Source organism: Rufibacter ruber (assembly GCF_014138425.1).
GTDB classification, from domain to species: domain Bacteria; phylum Bacteroidota; class Bacteroidia; order Cytophagales; family Hymenobacteraceae; genus Nibribacter; species Nibribacter ruber_C.
Genome location: NZ_JACJIQ010000021.1, coordinates 23347 through 40479, shown reverse-complemented (window position 1 = coordinate 40479; position 17133 = coordinate 23347). Strand labels below are relative to the sequence as shown.

Here is a 17133-nt window from a genome sequence, read left to right as displayed (position 1 = left end):
GAAAACGGGGAGCGAAAGGTTCTTCTATAGCTTTTTTTGAGCAGCATACGCCCCGCTATGGTGCGAGAAAAAAGCAAAGTCAGGTTCTTTTGATACCCGTTTGCAGCGCAAAAGACAAATTTAAACATGCTCTTATACCTTTTACAATAATTGTAGTGGTTTCATATTTGGCTAGAACGCCAGAAATATTAGCTCTAGATTTCTGCTCTTCCCCTATCACTTCAACTAAAAAAGGCTGGTCAAGACCAGCCTTTTTTAGTTGAAGTGATAGGGGAATTAATCTTTATCCCACCAAACTTTCCCATACAACGTATCTCCGCCATTCAATCTTTGAACCGCAGCATTGTAGTTAAGCCCGTTCAAGAAAACTTCATCAGAAGGGTACATCTGCCTGGTAGGCACATTGTTCCCTCCGGAAGTGGTGAAGTTATTGGGATAACCAGTTCTTCTCCACTCAGCCCAGCCTTCATAGCCATGCATGAACAGATGAATCCAGCGTTGTGTGCCAATCTGTTGTAAAGCCGTGGCTGCATTATACTGTACTTCTGGTTTCGCTAAGAAAGCCGCTACACCGGTAGTATTTCCCGTCCATTGCAACACAGAGTTCTGAATAGCTAAGTCATAATTTGTTTTCGCCTCTGCGTCACCTCCGGTAATCCAACCTAATTTGGCCGCCTCTGCTTTGGCAAACAAAGCTTGTGCATACGTTACCAAGTAGATAGGTGCATTTTGAGCATAGATGGCAGGCCCCATTAATGAGTAACTGTTTGTATTAGGCATGTTAGTAGTGGTACCTATAGGGAGGCCTATATATTCCCCTGAGGTTCTGGCAGGCTGGCCATAAACTACAAGCCGCGGATCAGCGACTGGTTTCATAACGTCTACTAAGGTTTTAGTCAAAGCCCACCACTCCCGGCTGCTGCCTACTACTTGGGCATACCAATAGCTTTGGTTATTGGCATCATTCAAGTGCCTGTAAATAAAGCTGTCTGCATTGCTCGTCATAATCCCGTCAGCAATGGCAGCGTTAAATTCAGTGTTGCCTTTGGTAGGATTAACTTTAGAGAGGCGCAATGCCATCAACATTCTAATGGTATTGGCCAGCTTCTTCCATTTTGCCATATCACCATTATAAATGACATCATTTGTTACGGCACCTCCCACCAACACTATCTGATCATTGGCTTCTTTTAGCAGAATGAATAAACTGTTATAGATAGACTCTTGGGTATCATATGTAGGCGAATATGCTGCATTTCCCCGCAGGGCGTCTGAATAAGGAACATCTCCCCACCTGTCAGTAATATGCCAGAAATAGTAGGCCTTAAGAATTTTTGCTACGGCTACTTGGTTTACCACTGGTCCCTGGGTGGCACTTAGCGTCTTTGAGTTCAGGACTTCCTCTATGTTCATCAACGGCCCCTGGTATAAGCTATAAAAGCTAGTCCCTCCGTTAGGATAAAGAGAAGCCGTGGGGTATTGGGTCTCAGCCAGATATTGCGCCATGAATTCACCTTGGGGAGAAGAGCCCAACCCGGGCAGTGCCAGCATAGCATTGGCCAGCAATTGCATGCCTGAGGCATTGCTAGGTGAGTTTGTGGTTCTGTTGATGTCTTCATCAAACTCAGTACACCCGCCCAACAGAAGGCTGGCGGCCAGTAACAGATATATTTTTTTCATGGTAGTTCTGATTAGAAAGTAATGTTAAGGTTTACCCCATAAGACCGTACGGTGCTCAACTGCCCAGACTCATACCAGCTGATGCTCTGCCCGCCGCTGGAAAGCTCTGCCGGATCCAGTCCCTTAGGGGCTTTTTGCCAGATTTGGGCAACGTTACGGGCTATGAGCGCTAAACCTACCCGTTCAAACGGCAGCTTGCCTAGCAAACTCTTATCTAAGGTATAGCCAATGCGCACCTCTCTCAGTTTCACATAGGAGGCATCATAAAGCCAGTCATCATATATTCTCCTGGCTACGGTTCCATAATAAGTTTGAGGGTTTACATATAAGGTAACTTCCTGGCCACCCACATCAGCGCCATTGACTTTTACCCCTGGCCCATAGATGCCATTGACTTTGATTCCTCCACCCTCAGCTACCGCATCTCTAATATTATGCCCTCTGTCATTCATCACTGCGGTTTCGGCCGCCTGCCCTGTCCTCATGGCCAACATCTTACTTCTACTGAAGAACTGGCCCCCAATCTGGTAATCAATCATGGCAGACACATCAAATTTCCAAAGCCTCACTGTATTCTGAAAACCGCCGGTATAATCTGGCAGAACACTTCCGAAGTTATGGGTGGCTGCGGTGTATAATGGAATACCATTCGCGTCTAACAAAATTTTACCGGTAGCTTCATCACGCTGATATGACTGCCCAATAAGTACACCAAAAGCTTGCCCTGCGTAAGAATTAAGGTAACTACTTGTAGAAGAATAACTCGTGGAGTAGTGTGGATACACCTCTATGCCTTCAATAAGCTCCACCACCATGTTCCTGTTTCTGGCAATGTTAAAGGTTACATCCCAAGCCAGATTCTCCTTCCTGATGGGGCTTCCTGTCAGGGTAAGCTCCAGCCCTTTATTTTCAATTAAACCGGCATTGACCGTTGTAGAACCATAACCGCTTGTTCCAGAAACGGTCAAAGGCATAACTTGATTCACATTTTTCTGTCTATAATAAGTAAAATCTACCCCTAAACGGTTTTGCAAAAACTTAAGGTCAATGCCTGCCTCATAAGAATGGGCAAAAGCAGGCTTTAACATAGGGTTATTTAAGTTATCTGGCACAAACAAGGTGTTTACATTAGTGGTACCACTAGTATAAACATTCCCCACACTATAGTATGCGGTAGTTTGGTAAGGGTCTAGGTCAGAGCCGGCCTGGGCATAACTTACCCGTATTTTACCAAAGGAGAGAGGATTCCAGTCTATCAATTCACTGAATACAAATGACCCTGAAACAGACGGGTACCAGTAAGAGTTGTTATCTGCAGGCAAGGCAGAGGAAATATCATTCCTTAATGAGGCGTCTAAGAAATAAGTATCTTTATATCCTAAAGATACCATGCCGTAAAAGCTCCGAACTTCTTTCCTTCTTAAATAAGAGGTTGTAGTGGGCCGGTTTACAGAACCTTCAATATTATAATAATCCACTGCTGAAAGTCCACCCACCGTGCCCATAGATAAATAAGTGTATCTATCTGTAAATAAGTTAGCACCTAGATTGGCATTAAGTGAAAAACCTCCCCACTCTTTTTCATACTGCCCCAGAAACTCATAGTTCATCTGCTGCCCCTCATACTTTCCAATAGAATACGCGGGAAACGCCTCAACACCGCCGAAACCAATTCTAGACTCAATATTTTGGGTAAATAAGTCCCCCCTTACAAATCCGCTGAGCTTTAATTCGGGCAAAACGGAATAGGTGACACCTACATCACCAAACACGCGGTTTCTACTATCGTTGATAGGATTCTCATAAGCTTCAAAGTAAGGGTTGTTCCAGTCATCTGGTTTGTAATTAGTCACAATACCAGCATTGGCACCAGTAAGCGGAATAGAACGGAGGCTCCAGTTCAGGAAGGTGCCATCTTCAAACTTATAATTTTTAAGCCGTTTCATGTCTACGTTTCGCTGAAACCACTGGGTGGTGTAGCGAGCACCGTACTCAGACCCCTGAGTAGGCCGTTGCGCCTTATTGGTGGCTATGTTGATATTAGTAGAGACATTCAGCTTTTTAGAAACATCTATTCCCGCACTTACCCCTATATTATTCCTTCTCAACCAGGTATTAGGTTCAACGCCTTCAATTCTGGTATCATTAAAACTTAATCTAAAGTTAGAGTTCTCGCCCCCGCCCGTAATGGTCAAACCATTATTCAAGTTGGTGCCCGTTTCATAATAATCCCTGATATTGTCTGGTTGAGGCAAGAAAGGAGTTTCTTTGCCAAAGTTCTCTTTATCCTGCGGATAGAAACTATAAAACTGGCGGGCAGGGGTTCCATCCATCTTTGGTCCCCAGCTTTCATCTACTTCTGTTTGGACTACCTTTTGACCATTAGGCAAACTATTCCACGTTTGCTTGGAGCCGCCCCCATACAGATTCTGGAGAGGCATGAAATTACCAGCTTTCTCAATAGAGAAGGCAGAATTCAACTGCACTGTCACCTTCTTCGCTCCTTTCGCCCCCTTCTTGGTGGTAATCATGATTACGCCATATTGCCCGCGTATCCCGTACAAGGCAGAGGCAGCTGGCCCTTTCAATACGTTGATAGATTCTATGTCTTCAGGGTTGATATCCTGGCCCAAGTTCCCAAAATCAGCGCCGGCATCTCCTGCAAAGTTAGCGTTGGAAATAGGGGTGCCATCTATAACCATTAAGGGCTGATCATTGACACGAAGTGAATTCACACCTCTCAGCTTTATTTTCTGGGTGCCGCCCATGCTTGCTCCAGAAGAACCTACTACCTGTACACCAGCCACCTTACCAGCCAATGAGCCAAGAACATTCTGTTCCTTGGTATATGTAAGATTATTACCACTTACTTCTTGCGTAGAATAGCCTAAAGACCGTTCACTCCTTTGAATGCCCAAGGCGGTCACCACCACTTCATCCAGCAACTTATTGTCTGGGGCAATTGCAATGTCGAAACTGGACTCATTGCCTACGTTCACTTCTTTAGTTAAATAACCCAAGTAGCTTACTACTAATACAGGGGTATCCCCAGAGACATTTAAGCTGAAATTACCATCTGCATCTGTTGAGGTTCCGGAGGTAGTGCCTTTCACCACCACGCTCACGCCGGGCAAGCCGGTACCGTCATCTGCGGCAGTTACTCTTCCTGTCACCGTACGCTGCTGGGCAAACGCCACTTGCAGCACTGTGATCAGGGCCAGAAAAAGAAGTAAAGTTTTTTCATACTGTGTTTGTTTGTAGTTAGATGAGTAAGTAGAAAAGAGGTATTCTTGCAGTAGTTTATTGATTTATATAGTTATCTCCTATAAAAATCACCTAAAGTTTTAAAATATCTAATCAAATTAACATAATATCTATCAGTTTACTATTTGTGTATCTTAGGATTCACTTAGAATAGCGGTTCACTGGAACCTGGGGAGTTGCCCTGCCAGGAAGAGAGCAGAAAAGACGGGTACTCAGATGGCTGGGGCAAGAAACGACCTGTTACGCAAAACGCACGCAAATTCTTTTCACCTTAGCAGAAGCCAAGGCTAACAGTCAAGGAAGGAAGGGCACTTATGGGAAATGACAGGTTAGAACCTGAACACCGCTTGCGGGGTAATCACCGCATCTAAGGTCAGGTCTTTGCGGTGCACATCATCAATGCGCTCAACAGGCGGTTCCAGGGCCAGGCCAATCTTCTGACTGGCGCTGGGGATAAGGGCTAGAAAACGGTCATAGAACCCTTTGCCATAGCCCACGCGGTGCCCCTGGCAGTCAAAGGCGAGTAATGGCACCAGCACAGTGGTGATTTCAGACTCAGGAAGGGGGAGCGCGTGAACGGGCTCCGGAATCCCCCAAAGGCTTTCCCGCAGTTCTGTCTCAGGGGTAAGCAGATAATGGGTCATAGAGAAGTCTGCCGGGTTAGCAACCGGCACCGCTACCTGAACACCTGGGTACTGCTCCCAAATCTGGTGCACAAGCAGCCAGGTATTTATTTCCCGGTGTTGCTGAATGGGCAGGAAAACATGCACCGTCTCCCCGGCCTGCGGGGCAAACTCTGAGAAAAACAGATCAGCAATCTGCCTACTCTTGGCTGCAACCTCCTCTACAGACAATGCACGCCGTTTGGCCAGATAGGTTTTACGCAGCTCTGCTTTCAGCGCCATGGCTACTCCTCCTCCAGTACGGTAAAGCAGTGCGCGAACGGGGCAAACGCCTCAACCAGGCTCTGAATAAAGTCTGGGTTATTGGTTTGGTAGGTCAGGAGATTGTCTACCCGCTCCTGCAGCACACCCGCCGGGAACAGCTTCTCCTTCACGTTTGCCAGTTGGTTGTAGGCGGTGTTGTTCTTCCCTTCAATGGCTTTGTTCAGTTTCTTCTCCAGCACCTGCAGACTCTGCTGGGCTTTCTGCGCCTCTGCGCCCACCGCCTTCACCAAAGTAGGGTCAATGCTTTGCGCCAGGGCCTCTACCTGTTGAAAGGCCGCCTCCAGGGCTTGCTGCTGCTCAGACAGACGCACCTCCTCCTGGTTCAACAGCTCTGCCAGGCGTTTTTTCAGGTCAGGCAGCTCCTGGAACATCTCAGGCACGGTCAGCCCCAGCTTCTCCAGCCGCTGGGCGTTGGCCTTGGTCACATACAGCGCCGAATTCCGGAGCATCACCACCGGGTACGGCACGCCAAATGCCTGAAACATACCCTTCAGCTGGAACCAATACGCCACTTCGGCCCCGCCGCCAATATAGGCCAGGTTGGGCAGCACCAGCTCCTGGTACAGGGGGCGCAACACCACGTTCGGGCTGAACCTATCTGGGTGTTCTTCGGCAAGCCGAAGGATTTCTTCCTGGCTGTACTCCAAGCCGGAGTTCAGAACTTTGTAGCGCCCTTCTTCCAGCACAAGGCGCTCCCGCAGGTTTTCATCCAGGAAGAACAGGTTGATTTCGCGCACCATCACCTGGGGCTTGAAGTGTTTCTCCAGTGCTGCGTTGGTTTGGGTCACGGCTTTGTAGCCCACCTGCTCTGTAAGTTCACGCTTGACCGCGGGCACAAACGCCTGCTTCAGCGCCGGGGTGTCACCGTCTACGCAGATGACGCCGTACTCGCCAAAGAGGCCGTTCACAATCTTGCGGGTGGCTTCGGCCAGGGTGGCGCTGTGGGTGTACGCCTCCTCAAAGAGCGGGTAGTGCTCCGGCAGAGCGTCCAGCAGCTCATTCAGCCCGTCGGTAGAAAGGCGGCCTACCGCCCCCTCGGCCTCCAGCTCCCACTCATACTTCTTCCCGAAGAGGGTGAAATGGTTCACCTCGGCAAAGTCATGGTCTTCAGTGGCCATCCAGTAGACAGGCACAAACTTCTGGGCCGGGTACGCCTGCTGCAGCTCGCGGGCGGTGTTGATGGCCGTGACAATCTTATAAATAAAGTACAGCGGCCCCGTGAACAGGTTCAGCTGGTGGCCCGTGGTAATGGTAAAGGTATTTTCTTCGGCCAGGGCCGAAAGGTTGGCCTCTGCCGCCCCAGACAGCTCCACCCCTTCATACTGCCGCCTTAGCTCTGCCACCAGCACCTGCCGCTGCGCGGAAGGGAAGTTTCGCTGTTTGATTACCTCTGAAAAGGAGCTGATTTCTGGAAACCAGGCATAAAACGGCTGCAGTTTGCTATCTCGGTTGAGGTAGTCCAGCACTAGGGGGGAGAAGGCACCGGTGGCGCTATAGTCAATACAGGAAACTTTCATAACGGGAGCGGCGGCGTGGTAGCCCGCGTGCCTGCAAAGGTAAAATCTATTTTGTGAATTCTACCTGGTGTACGTTCCTGGCCGCGCTGCGGATGGTGTAGTACAGGAAACTGCTCCTGTTTTTGGGCTGTTTTCTCAAAAACAGCCCAAAAACAGGAGCCATTCGCCCCGTATCTTCATTGAAGGGGATTTCACCCAACACCTTCTAAAACACCAAAGCCCCGCAGAGAAGAATTTCTGGGGGCTTGGTGATGGGGCTTCTGCTGGACTCTGGAAGGATAACCCGTTACAGGGGATGGGCAGGGACTGGCAGATTTTATCTGTACTTATTACTGGTTAGCTTGTTTGGGATTTACTATCACGGGTAAAGAACTTACGCTTCTTCACCCGTGCAGGCATACGGGATACTAATCTTTTTTTTCTTTTCTTATATATATCTACAACAACCCTTGCATTGGGCCCACCTTCTTAGGCACAGCAAGCATCTATGGCGTAAGACAACAGACAACGGCCATAAACGTTATGTAAAGCAAGTGAATCTTATTGCCTTCACCAAGCCGCCAGAGGCTCAGGCAGCACTTTGTGACATTTATCACACCGCCATTACCGGTGAGAGCGTATGCGGCTCAGGGTTTCGCGGCTAACGCCCAGAAAAGAGGCAATCTGCTCTACTGAGGCCCGCAGAAAAATATCTGGGAATTTTTGCAGCAGGGCCTCCAGCCGCTCTTTAGCGCTGAGTTTGCGCAGCATCATGCTGCGCTCATCACTCCAGACCACTGATTTGGCCAACTGCTGCCGCATGAGGTTGTGCAGCTCCGGGAAGAATGCATACAAGCCCTCAAAATCTGCCCGGGTTACCATGATTAGCTCAGAGTCTTCCAGCACGTCAAGGCTCTCATAAGACGGCTGCTGCGAGAAATAGCTGTAGTACGGGATGACCGTAGAATACTCTGGCAGGAAACGGCTGGTCACCTGCTTCTTCTTCACGGTATAATACAGCCGCAGCATTCCCTTCACTACAAAATACGCCCGGTCACTCACCTCCCCTTCCCTCAGCAGGATGGTTCCTTTTTTTACCGGGTACGGCCCCACCATGTATTGCACAAGTGCCTCTTTCAAGCCCTCGCTGATGGGGGCCAGTGTTTCAAGATAGTTAGTATAGATATTGCCCATAAATTCTCAAGCATGCTGCCCAAGCCAGGTAACCGCACTTTATTTCACAAGGATTCAGCCCCAGCCCTACTTGTTACACCTAACCGTTTCTTAGAACAACGGCTAGTATCTGGCGTTTTGGTGCTGTTTTTGGGAAAACAGCACCAAAACAGCTTTTAACCTTTCTTCTTCGCAATTCTTTCATACGTATTTGTGAACCTGTGAAAAATACGCTACAGCCAGAAAAGCCTCTTGCCAATAGTACGTCTGTTCCCTTTGGCGAAGGGGTACATGCTTTTCACCTGTAGTTCCGGGTTGGAAATAGAAAGACCTCACAGGGGTTGACAGCCTGTGAGGTCTTTTATCTTTTACGTTTTGGGCCTGTTTTCAGAAAAACAGCCCCAAAACAGCTTATTCTGAAATGGCGGTTGAGGCAAGGTGGCGCTGAGACTCCTGTGTAGAAGTCACCACTTCGCCGTACAGGTCAAAGTCTGAGGAGTCTGTGATCTTCACGTGGGCGAAATCGCCCAGGCGCACATAGGTTGACTCTGCCGGCACCAGCACCTCGTTGTCCACCTCCGGCGAATCATACTGGGTACGGCCTACAAAGTAGCCGCTCTCTTTGCGGTCAAACAGTACCTTGTAGGTGTTGCCCACTTTGGCTTCGTTCATCTCCATAGAGATGCCCTGCTGCAGCTCCATGATGGCATCTGCGCGCTCCTGTTTCACCTCATCTGGCACGTTGTCTTCCAGGGTATGGGAATGGGTATTCTCTTCGTGGCTGTACGTAAAAATGCCCAGGCGGTCAAAACGGGTTTCCTCCACCCACTGGTACATCTCCTCAAAATCCTGCTGCGTCTCGCCGGGGTGGCCGGCAATCAAGGTGGTTCTCAAGGCTATGTCTGGCACCCGCTGTCTTATAGTATCTACCAGTTCCAGCGTGCGGCGCTTGGAGATGCCACGGCGCATGGTTTTGAGCATATTGTCTGAGATGTGCTGCAGCGGCATGTCCAGATACTTGCAGATGTTGTCGCGCTCCACCATCACGTCCAGCGCATCCATGGGGAACTGGCTGGGGTAGGCGTACTGCATGCGTATCCACTCAATGCCGTTTACGTCTGAGAGGCGCTGTAGCAATTCTGCCAGTTTGCGCTCGCCGTAGTGCTGCAGGCCGTAATAGGTCAAATCCTGGGCAATGAGGATCAGTTCTTTGGTGCCCATGTTGGCCAGACGCGTGGCCTCTGCCACCAGGCTTTCCATGGGGCGGTCTACGTGCTTGCCGCGCATGAGCGGAATGGCGCAGAATGAGCACGGGCGGTTGCAGCCCTCAGCGATTTTGAAGTAGGCGTAGTGCTTGGGCGTGGTAATAAGGCGCTCGCCAATGAGTTCGTGCTTATAGTCGGCCTCCAGGGTCTTGAGCAGCTGCGGCAGCTCCAGCGTACCGAAATACGCGTCTACCTGCGGAATCTCTTCCTCCAGGGAGTCTTTGTACCGCTGCGAAAGGCAACCCGTCACGTACAGCTTGTCAATGGCCCCGGCTTCTTTGGCATCGGCGTAGCGCAGAATGGTGTCAATGCTTTCCTGTTTGGCGTTGTCAATAAAGCCGCAGGTGTTCACAATGATGATGTTGGCGTCATCTTTCTCTGAGTCATGGGCTACGTCAAACTCGTTGGCTTGTAACTGCCCCATGAGCACTTCAGAGTCTACCAGGTTTTTGGAGCAACCCAGCGTGATAACGTTGTATTTGTCTTTTTTAAGCGATCTTACTTTCACGTGCCTGTCTTTGGGAACTTATGTAGGGAGGCAACAACTAAAACCTGTCAAATGGTTTATTCTGTGCCTATTATTTGAAATCGGGCTTTAAAAAGCCGAAGTTTTGATTCGTTTCTATTTACTCTGGTTCAAGTTGTTTTACCTTGAACCTACTCCTTTCTGAAGTTTTCAACTTCAGTGAGGCATGGCCTCAAAAGACGCATTCTTTACTTTTCCTTTCAATTTGCAACCCAGGCAAGTTGACAACTTGCACTATGGGTGGCTCCAAGTTAAAAACCTGAAACAGAAAAGCTTTTCTAGTTCGCCCACAAGATCCTTTCAGGATGACAAAAGAAGTGAAGCTGTGGGTAAAAATGCAATGACGTTTTTGGCCTGATTTTCTTAAAACAGCCCAAAAACGGGAATTCTATTTCTTGCTGAACAAAGAATCTACAAACTCGCGCTTGTCAAACACCTGCAGGTCTTCCACCTTCTCGCCCACGCCAATGTATTTCACCGGAATCTTGAACTCGTCTGAGATGCCAATGATCACGCCGCCTTTGGCAGTACCGTCCAGCTTGGTCACAGCCAGCGCGGTTACCTCAGTGGCTTTGGTGAACTCGCGGGCCTGGATCACGGCATTTTGGCCGGTGCTGCCGTCTAAGACCAGCAACACTTCCTGCGGCGCGTCTTCAATCACTTTCTGCATCACCCGCTTGATCTTGGAAAGCTCGTTCATGAGGCCTACTTTGGTGTGCAGACGCCCGGCGGTATCAATGATCACCACGTCGGCGCCCATCTCCACGCCTTTCTTCACGGCGTCATACGCCACTGAGGCAGGGTCTGTGTTCATGCCGTGGTCAATGACCGGAATGCCCACGCGGTCACCCCATATTTTGAGCTGGTCAACGGCGGCGGCCCTAAAGGTGTCACCGGCGCCCAACACCACTTTCTTGCCGGCATTGTGAAACTGAGAGGCCAGCTTGCCAATGGTGGTGGTTTTGCCCACACCGTTTACGCCCACCACCATAATCACGTACGGTTTGCCGCCGGTGTCTGGCAGACTGAAATCTGCCGCCACGCCGCCTTTGTTTTCCTCCAGGAGGCTCATGATCTCTTCGCGCAAGATGCGGTCCAGATCTGAGGTTCCCACGTATTTGTCACGGGCCACGCGCTGCTCAATGCGGTCAATGATTTTGACGGTGGTGCCAATTCCTACGTCAGCATGCACCAGCACGGTCTCCAGTTCATCCAGCACCTCTTCATCCACCTTTGATTTGCCTACTACGGCTTTGCTCAACTGGTCAAAGAAGCTGGTTTTGGTTTTCTCAAGGCCTTTGTCTAGCGACTCTTTTTTCTCTTTGTTAAAGAAACCGAATAGTGCCATAGCGGGAACGGGGCTGGTAATGGTGGAAATGGTATAAACGGGAATATACCAAAAAAGTCCCACGTACAGAGGGACTTTCATGGGTATATCTTAAAGCGATAACGGCAATTACTTTTTCAGGGCGTCCTGTACTTGGTCAATAGGCACCATTTCTTCTCTAAAGGTGTAAGCACCCGTCTTAGGTGACTTTACCGCTTTGATTACTTTCGCCCAGTCTTTACCAGTGGCGGTCTTCAGGGTTGCAACTACTTTCTTAGCCATGGTTATTTAATCTCTTTATGTACAGTTACTTTCTTCATGAACGGGTTGTACTTCTTCATCTCCATACGCTCTGGAGTGTTCTTTCTGTTTTTGGTAGTGATATACCGAGACATACCAGGTACGCCGGAGTTTTTCTGCTCAGTGCACTCCAAAATCACCTGAACTCTATTGCCTTTAGCTTTCTTTGCCATCGCGAAGTTGATTTTTTATTTAGGACTGCAAATATACAGGCTTAGTAATTGAATTACAAATAGGTTGCCACTTTTTTATGAGCGTATCAGGTAGCACGTATCCAATAGCGAGACTTTCTCAGTCAAGATTTCCGTTTTCGGCCTGTTTTGGCCAAAACAGGCCGAAAACAGGATCCCTAAATCTTGCTACCTGATTCACACTACGTGCTACTCACTTCAGCTCCGGCAGCTTGAAACTGTCTAACGGACTGGGTTTGGCCATAGTGGCCTCTATGTCTTTCACCGTGCGGGGCGCGCCACTAGAAAGGTTCTCCCAGCCTTTCTCAGTAATGAGCACATCGTCTTCAATGCGTATGCCTATGCCCCACCATTTCTTGTCACACGGGCTCCCGTCCGGAATGTAAATACCAGGCTCCACGGTAATCACCGTGTTGGGCTTAAAGGCCCCGTAGGTGCCGCGGTCATGCACATCCAGTCCCAGATAATGGGAGACACCGTGCATGGTGTAGCGGCGGGCCTCTTCGGGGTTCTTGATAATACCCAGTTTCACCAGCCCTTCTGCCATTACTTTTTGGGCGGCGGCATTGGGCGCGTTAAACTCATTGCCTACTTTGCATTCTTTGAAACCGGCTTCCTGCGCGGCATACACCAGTTCATATATCTGCTTCTGGTCTGGCGTGAACTTACCGTTGGCCGGAATAGTCCGGGTCACATCAGCCGTATAGCCGTGGTACTCGGCACCCAGGTCCATCAGCACCAGGTCATTGCCCAGCTTAGGGCGCTCGTTTTCAATATAGTGCAGAATGCAGCCGTTGTTGCCCGCACCTACAATAGACGGATAGCCCTCATACTCGGCCCCGTACTTTTTGTACACGAACTCGTGAATGCCCTGCACTTCGGTCTCAGACATATTGGGGTGCATGGCTTTCATCACCTCTACCTGCCCAATGGCCGACATGGCAATGGCCTTGCGGAGCAGCTTCATCTCGTCAGGGGTCTTCACCTCCCGCATCTCGCTCAGCTTCTCCTCCAGAAAGCCGGTATCTACTTTCTCCTGCGGAACCTTGGCTGCCAACGCTGCCCTAGCCGCCGCATCTTTGGCGTTCACGTAGGCTTTCAGGAAAGTATTGTTGGCCAGGGCCGGATTAGCCGCCATCTGGCGCTTCACCTCTTCCTGCACCCGTGGCCCCGCCTGAGCATCATACTGGCTAATGATCTGGTACACCTGCTGGTGCGCAAAGTCCTGCCCCGGCACCAGCCCTACCTTCTGGCGGAACTGCGCCACCAGATCATGCAGATCAGCGGGGTTAGACGGGTCGTTGCGCAGATCATGCGGCAGATCCAGAAGAAAGATGCGGTCAAAGGCCGCCGTGTCCAGCTTGAAGCCTGCAAAAGAAGTGGCCGGAAGCGCGTAGGTCAACCCCAGTTGCTGCTTCACCCCTTCCTCACCCAGGCGTTTGCCCGTCCAGGACTCGGCCTGCGGGTTACGGGGCTGCGCGAAGAAAACTTCCTGGGTAGCCACCCCATTGATCATGAACTGGTCTGAGAACAGCAGCAGCACCGCATTGGGCTCCCGATACCCGGTGAGGTAGTAAAAGTCTGGGTGCTGGTGGAAGTGGAAATCCACGTCATTGGCGCGGTTCCTGAGCGGATTGGAAAAGAAAACGGCAACGGAGTTGGCCGGCAGCTGTTGCCGCAGGGCCTCTCTCCGTTGCCGGTGAAATTCTTTATCCAGGAAATCCGCGGGTTTGTCTGGTCCGCCAGATTGCGCGGCCACTCCCAGCGGAAGCGACACAAGTACTATTAGACATAGGTGTCGCAGAGATCTCATGGCAGAGATTAGTATACGATGTAGCCTTGCTCTTTGGCTTTTTTCAACACCGCGTTGATCCCGTTTTTAGAGATGGTGCGCAGCGCAGACGTAGAAACTTTCAACGTTACCCAAGCATCTTCTTCTGGGATGTAGAAACGTTTTTTCTGCAGGTTAGGGTAGAATCTACGCTTGGTTTTATTGTTAGCGTGAGACACGTTGTTACCAACTTGTACTCTTTTACCGGTTAAATCACAAACTCTTGCCATTTTATCGTAAGTATCGTTTATTTCAAAAGGGACGCAAATATCCACAAAAATTCATACAAAGTCAAAACCCACCGCAAACTTTTTTCTTTAATCTCTTCTAAAAAAGCGCCTTATCCTGCCTCAGCGCTACTAGCACTTGCGTCATTTGCTGTCTTTTTTGGGTCTTTCCTAAAACCGTAGGGGCAATGTGTGCACCCGCTCTGGCAGCAGTAGCCCCGCCGCAGATGGTATTGCGCTGTGAACACCATGAGCCCCTCTGCATTGTAGTAGAAGTCTCCGGGCTCCAGGGGCATGGGTTTGGGTTTCATCCCGGCAAAGATAGGAGAGCCGCTGCGGTTTTGAAACTTCTGCGTTGCTGAAAGGGCTAAGGGTTTGAAATGTTGCAGTGGCGGTGTGGGGATGTGTGGTTTGTTGTTCACATGGCTTTGGCGTTTGCTCTGGCACAGAAACCCTTTCCTTTTTCACCTTTTTTTGAATGTGTGGTTTGCTGTTTCCCTGGCTTAGCCGTTTGCTCTGGCGCCTCACTGACTGCTTTGTTTCATTGCTGCTGTTGGAATGCTTTGTTTGCTGTTCCCTTGGCTGTACCGGTTGACGCTCAGTTTTACTAACTGTATTGTTCCATCTCTTCCGGTAAGCGCTCACGGCCGCGGGGCCCCGTCCTGGCGGTGAGCACTGCTGTTAAAACTAGGCCCTCCGGCCTTGCCGCTGGAGCGGCACCGTATTAACAGAGGCGCTCACCCCCAGGACTGGTTTAGGTTCCATTGCTGCTATTGCTTTTCTTGATGTAGATTGTTTGCAGGTTAGTGCTGTAGTTCCGCTAGCCTGGGGCGAGCCCGTGCTGCGCACATCAGCCGGAGGCAGAAGTGTTAAAAGGGGAGTAGCAATGGCAGAAGTGAGTACTGGGAGCAGAAGTGCCGGCAGCTGAAGCAAATAGGAGCAATCTCGTAAGTAGAAGGATTGAAACGCCATTGCGTTTCTGGCCTGTTTTCCTGAAAACAGGCCAGAAACGCAATGGCGTTTTCTCCCGCGCTGGCGCGAGTCTCCAGACTCGTGCCTGGTGATAATGGGGAGTCTCTGACTGCCCTTGCTGCCGGGCAGCGACCATGCGCAGTGCTGATTTACCCGTGCTGGATTGCCTTAACGGATTAAATGACGCAGAACTCTAGACTCAGGACTCCTTTCGTTATTCCTTTTTTAAAGGGGGCGAAGGGGGACTCACCGCTTGAGGGGAGAAAGAGAGGGGTGTTCACCAGCCGGGCCACGCATAGCTGATCCATACATTACAGACGAACGGGTATATCACTCACGCATAGCGGTTACTCCCCTCCTTGGAGGGGTAGGGGTGGGTTTTACGCATTCCAATCACCCCGCGGTTCCCGGCAAGCCTGGAGACTATCCTCATCCCATGATACGAGATGGGAGCCTTGTCCCAGTTCCTCTGTTTAAAATCAGCAATTAAACACTCAGCAATTGCTCTAAAGGCCTTGCAGCGTCTGGAGGACCTGCGAGCGTCTGCAGCCTTTCCTGTTTTCGGCCTGTTTTTGAGAAAACAGCTCAAAAACAGGAAAAGGCTGCTCTTTGCAGAACAGCCTTCACCTTGACAGCACTGCCGCAGGGGCAAGCTTCTTATTTCCCTCTGTCTGACTGGTTGTCACTGGGGTTACTGCGGGGGCGGTCCCCACCATCGCCGTAGGCACGGTTCACGCCTTCGCGGTTATTGTTGCCGCCTCTGGAGAGGTTCTGCTCGCTCTGGATGCTAGTCCCATTGCTGTTGGTGAAATATTTGCTTTCTGGGTCAGTCTGGGTAGGAGGCACTAAGGAGTTGGGGTCGGTATTATCCTGGAACCCGCCTTTTTTATTGGCTTCCTCGTTCTGCCCTTTTTGGTTGGTATCATTGGTTTTATCGGCGCTCATATATCCTCCTTTTTGGTTAAGTGATAGTTACTATACGGGCGCCTTGGCCAAAAGTATATCACTTTTCAACTAAAAGCCAGGACCAGGATCACCAGCAGCGTGGGCAGCGAGAGGTAAAACCAGAACATGACGTGCCGGCGGTACTGGCGCGGCACCTGTGAGCTGGCAAGGAGCAGGGCGCTGACCAGCACCCCCATGTAGATCAGGATGAAGTACATGACCTTGTTCCAGTTGCGCACAATGGCGCCCCCTTGCGCCTCTACCTCCGGATCAGTGGGGATCAGCCAGGAAACCAGACCATAATACACCACCACTTCTAACGCCAGGAACACCACCGCCCCTACAAAGACGGCCAGCGCCGTTTGCTGTTTCTTCTCCATTACTGTTTATTTGCCCTTCCAACCTAAATAAATATCAGAAGAAATTCCTGTTTTTTTTAGGCTGCACCCACACCTGCCGTCAAAAACTGAAGAAAATAGCACAAAAAGAAGTCTTTACGCTGTATCTTAACCCAGCTGGCGCAAATTTTGCCACCACTTTTGCTATGAGTGCAAATCAGTTAGACAGAGAGATACAAGCCGTGGCTGCTGTTTTCAATGGGTTTCTCAAACACCAGGAATTCAAAGCAATAGCAGAGCACAGCCTGCTCCTGGTACAGGAGTCTGGCTACCGCAAGATCTTGGTAGACACCTCACAGGCCAAGGTGATTCAGCTGAAAAGTCAGCATTGGATTGACCGGGAATGGTTCCCCCGGGCCGAAGCCGCGGGTGTCACCCACCTGGCGTTCCTGACCCCGGAAGATTTCTTCGGGAAGATGAGCATAGAGGCCACCAACAAATTAGCCCAACAGAAAAGCCGCATTGTCATTGCCTATTTCACCGCGGCAGAAGACGCGCGCCGCTGGCTGCAGGCACAATCATAAAAAGTCTCTCAAAACAGCAGAAAAGCCCCGGCTAGAGTGGTTCATTCTCTAGCCGGGGCTTTTCTGC

The 17133-nt window shown here is 50.1% G+C and carries 15 protein-coding genes; 1 reads left to right on the top strand and 14 read right to left on the bottom strand.

Annotated features, from left to right (window positions below; genetic code table 11):
• Nucleotides 1–276: 276 nt before the first annotated feature.
• From FHS90_RS19515 to FHS90_RS19450, 14 genes are all read right to left on the bottom strand, one after another.
• Entirely contained in the window at nucleotides 277–1680 is a 1404-nt protein-coding gene (locus tag FHS90_RS19515; protein WP_066836957.1) for a SusD/RagB family nutrient-binding outer membrane lipoprotein, read from the bottom strand.
• Between the two features lie 11 nt (nucleotides 1681–1691).
• Nucleotides 1692–4886: a SusC/RagA family TonB-linked outer membrane protein gene (locus FHS90_RS19510; protein ID WP_343049804.1), complete on the bottom strand. Its 3195-nt coding sequence runs from the start codon at nucleotides 4884–4886 to the stop codon at nucleotides 1692–1694.
• Nucleotides 4887–5273: 387 nt separating this feature from the next.
• Complete coding sequence (locus tag FHS90_RS19505) at nucleotides 5274–5849, bottom strand: 5-formyltetrahydrofolate cyclo-ligase (RefSeq protein WP_066836963.1); 576 nt, start codon at nucleotides 5847–5849, stop codon at nucleotides 5274–5276.
• A gap of 2 nt (nucleotides 5850–5851) precedes the next feature.
• The gene (gene bshC / locus FHS90_RS19500) at nucleotides 5852–7408 is read right to left on the bottom strand and encodes a bacillithiol biosynthesis cysteine-adding enzyme BshC (protein WP_066836966.1); all 1557 of its coding nucleotides are present in this window, start codon (nucleotides 7406–7408) and stop codon (nucleotides 5852–5854) included.
• A gap of 603 nt (nucleotides 7409–8011) precedes the next feature.
• Complete coding sequence (locus tag FHS90_RS19495; protein ID WP_182514269.1) at nucleotides 8012–8581, bottom strand: Crp/Fnr family transcriptional regulator; 570 nt, start codon at nucleotides 8579–8581, stop codon at nucleotides 8012–8014.
• A 390-nt stretch (nucleotides 8582–8971) separates the two neighbouring features.
• The gene (gene rimO, locus FHS90_RS19490) at nucleotides 8972–10333 is read right to left on the bottom strand and encodes a 30S ribosomal protein S12 methylthiotransferase RimO (RefSeq protein ID WP_182514268.1); all 1362 of its coding nucleotides are present in this window, start codon (nucleotides 10331–10333) and stop codon (nucleotides 8972–8974) included.
• Nucleotides 10334–10739: 406 nt separating this feature from the next.
• Entirely contained in the window at nucleotides 10740–11699 is a 960-nt protein-coding gene (gene ftsY, locus FHS90_RS19485; protein WP_066837049.1) for a signal recognition particle-docking protein FtsY, read from the bottom strand.
• Between the two features lie 108 nt (nucleotides 11700–11807).
• Nucleotides 11808–11960: a DUF4295 domain-containing protein gene (locus tag FHS90_RS19480; protein WP_071887815.1), complete on the bottom strand. Its 153-nt coding sequence runs from the start codon at nucleotides 11958–11960 to the stop codon at nucleotides 11808–11810.
• Nucleotides 11961–11962: 2 nt separating this feature from the next.
• The gene (gene rpmG, locus FHS90_RS19475) at nucleotides 11963–12151 is read right to left on the bottom strand and encodes a 50S ribosomal protein L33 (RefSeq protein ID WP_066836997.1); all 189 of its coding nucleotides are present in this window, start codon (nucleotides 12149–12151) and stop codon (nucleotides 11963–11965) included.
• A 211-nt stretch (nucleotides 12152–12362) separates the two neighbouring features.
• The gene (locus FHS90_RS19470) at nucleotides 12363–13946 is read right to left on the bottom strand and encodes an aminopeptidase P N-terminal domain-containing protein (RefSeq protein ID WP_343049803.1); all 1584 of its coding nucleotides are present in this window, start codon (nucleotides 13944–13946) and stop codon (nucleotides 12363–12365) included.
• Between the two features lie 44 nt (nucleotides 13947–13990).
• Entirely contained in the window at nucleotides 13991–14230 is a 240-nt protein-coding gene (gene rpmB / locus FHS90_RS19465) for a 50S ribosomal protein L28 (protein ID WP_066837001.1), read from the bottom strand.
• A gap of 110 nt (nucleotides 14231–14340) precedes the next feature.
• A complete protein-coding gene (locus FHS90_RS19460; RefSeq protein ID WP_343049802.1) occupies nucleotides 14341–14523 on the bottom strand; it encodes a C1orf53 family protein in 183 nt (60 codons plus the stop codon).
• Between the two features lie 1333 nt (nucleotides 14524–15856).
• Nucleotides 15857–16144, bottom strand: coding sequence for a hypothetical protein (locus FHS90_RS19455; RefSeq protein ID WP_066837003.1), 288 nt, complete (start codon nucleotides 16142–16144; stop codon nucleotides 15857–15859).
• 65 nt (nucleotides 16145–16209) lie between these two features.
• On the bottom strand, nucleotides 16210–16524 hold the full coding sequence (locus tag FHS90_RS19450) for a hypothetical protein (protein WP_182514266.1): 315 nt from the start codon (nucleotides 16522–16524) through the stop codon (nucleotides 16210–16212).
• Nucleotides 16525–16688: 164 nt separating this feature from the next.
• On the opposite strand from FHS90_RS19450, the gene FHS90_RS19445 reads away from it, so the two are divergent.
• Complete coding sequence (locus tag FHS90_RS19445; protein WP_182514265.1) at nucleotides 16689–17066, top strand: hypothetical protein; 378 nt, start codon at nucleotides 16689–16691, stop codon at nucleotides 17064–17066.
• Nucleotides 17067–17133: the final 67 nt, after the last annotated feature.

Bases quoted from the DNA above. Each gene is read 5' to 3' on its own strand.
- FHS90_RS19515 (WP_066836957.1), bottom strand. From the start codon at position 1,680: ATGAAAAAAATATATCTGTTACTGGCCGCCAGCCTTCTGTTGGGCGGG.
- FHS90_RS19505 (WP_066836963.1), bottom strand. From the start codon at position 5,849: ATGGCGCTGAAAGCAGAGCTGCGTAAAACCTATCTGGCCAAACGGCGT.
- bshC (WP_066836966.1), bottom strand. From the start codon at position 7,408: ATGAAAGTTTCCTGTATTGACTATAGCGCCACCGGTGCCTTCTCCCCC.
- FHS90_RS19495 (WP_182514269.1), bottom strand. From the start codon at position 8,581: ATGGGCAATATCTATACTAACTATCTTGAAACACTGGCCCCCATCAGC.
- ftsY (WP_066837049.1), bottom strand. From the start codon at position 11,699: ATGGCACTATTCGGTTTCTTTAACAAAGAGAAAAAAGAGTCGCTAGAC.
- FHS90_RS19480 (WP_071887815.1), bottom strand. From the start codon at position 11,960: ATGGCTAAGAAAGTAGTTGCAACCCTGAAGACCGCCACTGGTAAAGAC.
- rpmG (WP_066836997.1), bottom strand. From the start codon at position 12,151: ATGGCAAAGAAAGCTAAAGGCAATAGAGTTCAGGTGATTTTGGAGTGC.
- rpmB (WP_066837001.1), bottom strand. From the start codon at position 14,230: ATGGCAAGAGTTTGTGATTTAACCGGTAAAAGAGTACAAGTTGGTAAC.
- FHS90_RS19460 (WP_343049802.1), bottom strand. From the start codon at position 14,523: ATGCCCCTGGAGCCCGGAGACTTCTACTACAATGCAGAGGGGCTCATG.
- FHS90_RS19455 (WP_066837003.1), bottom strand. From the start codon at position 16,144: ATGAGCGCCGATAAAACCAATGATACCAACCAAAAAGGGCAGAACGAG.
- FHS90_RS19450 (WP_182514266.1), bottom strand. From the start codon at position 16,524: ATGGAGAAGAAACAGCAAACGGCGCTGGCCGTCTTTGTAGGGGCGGTG.
- FHS90_RS19445 (WP_182514265.1), top strand. From the start codon at position 16,689: ATGAGTGCAAATCAGTTAGACAGAGAGATACAAGCCGTGGCTGCTGTT.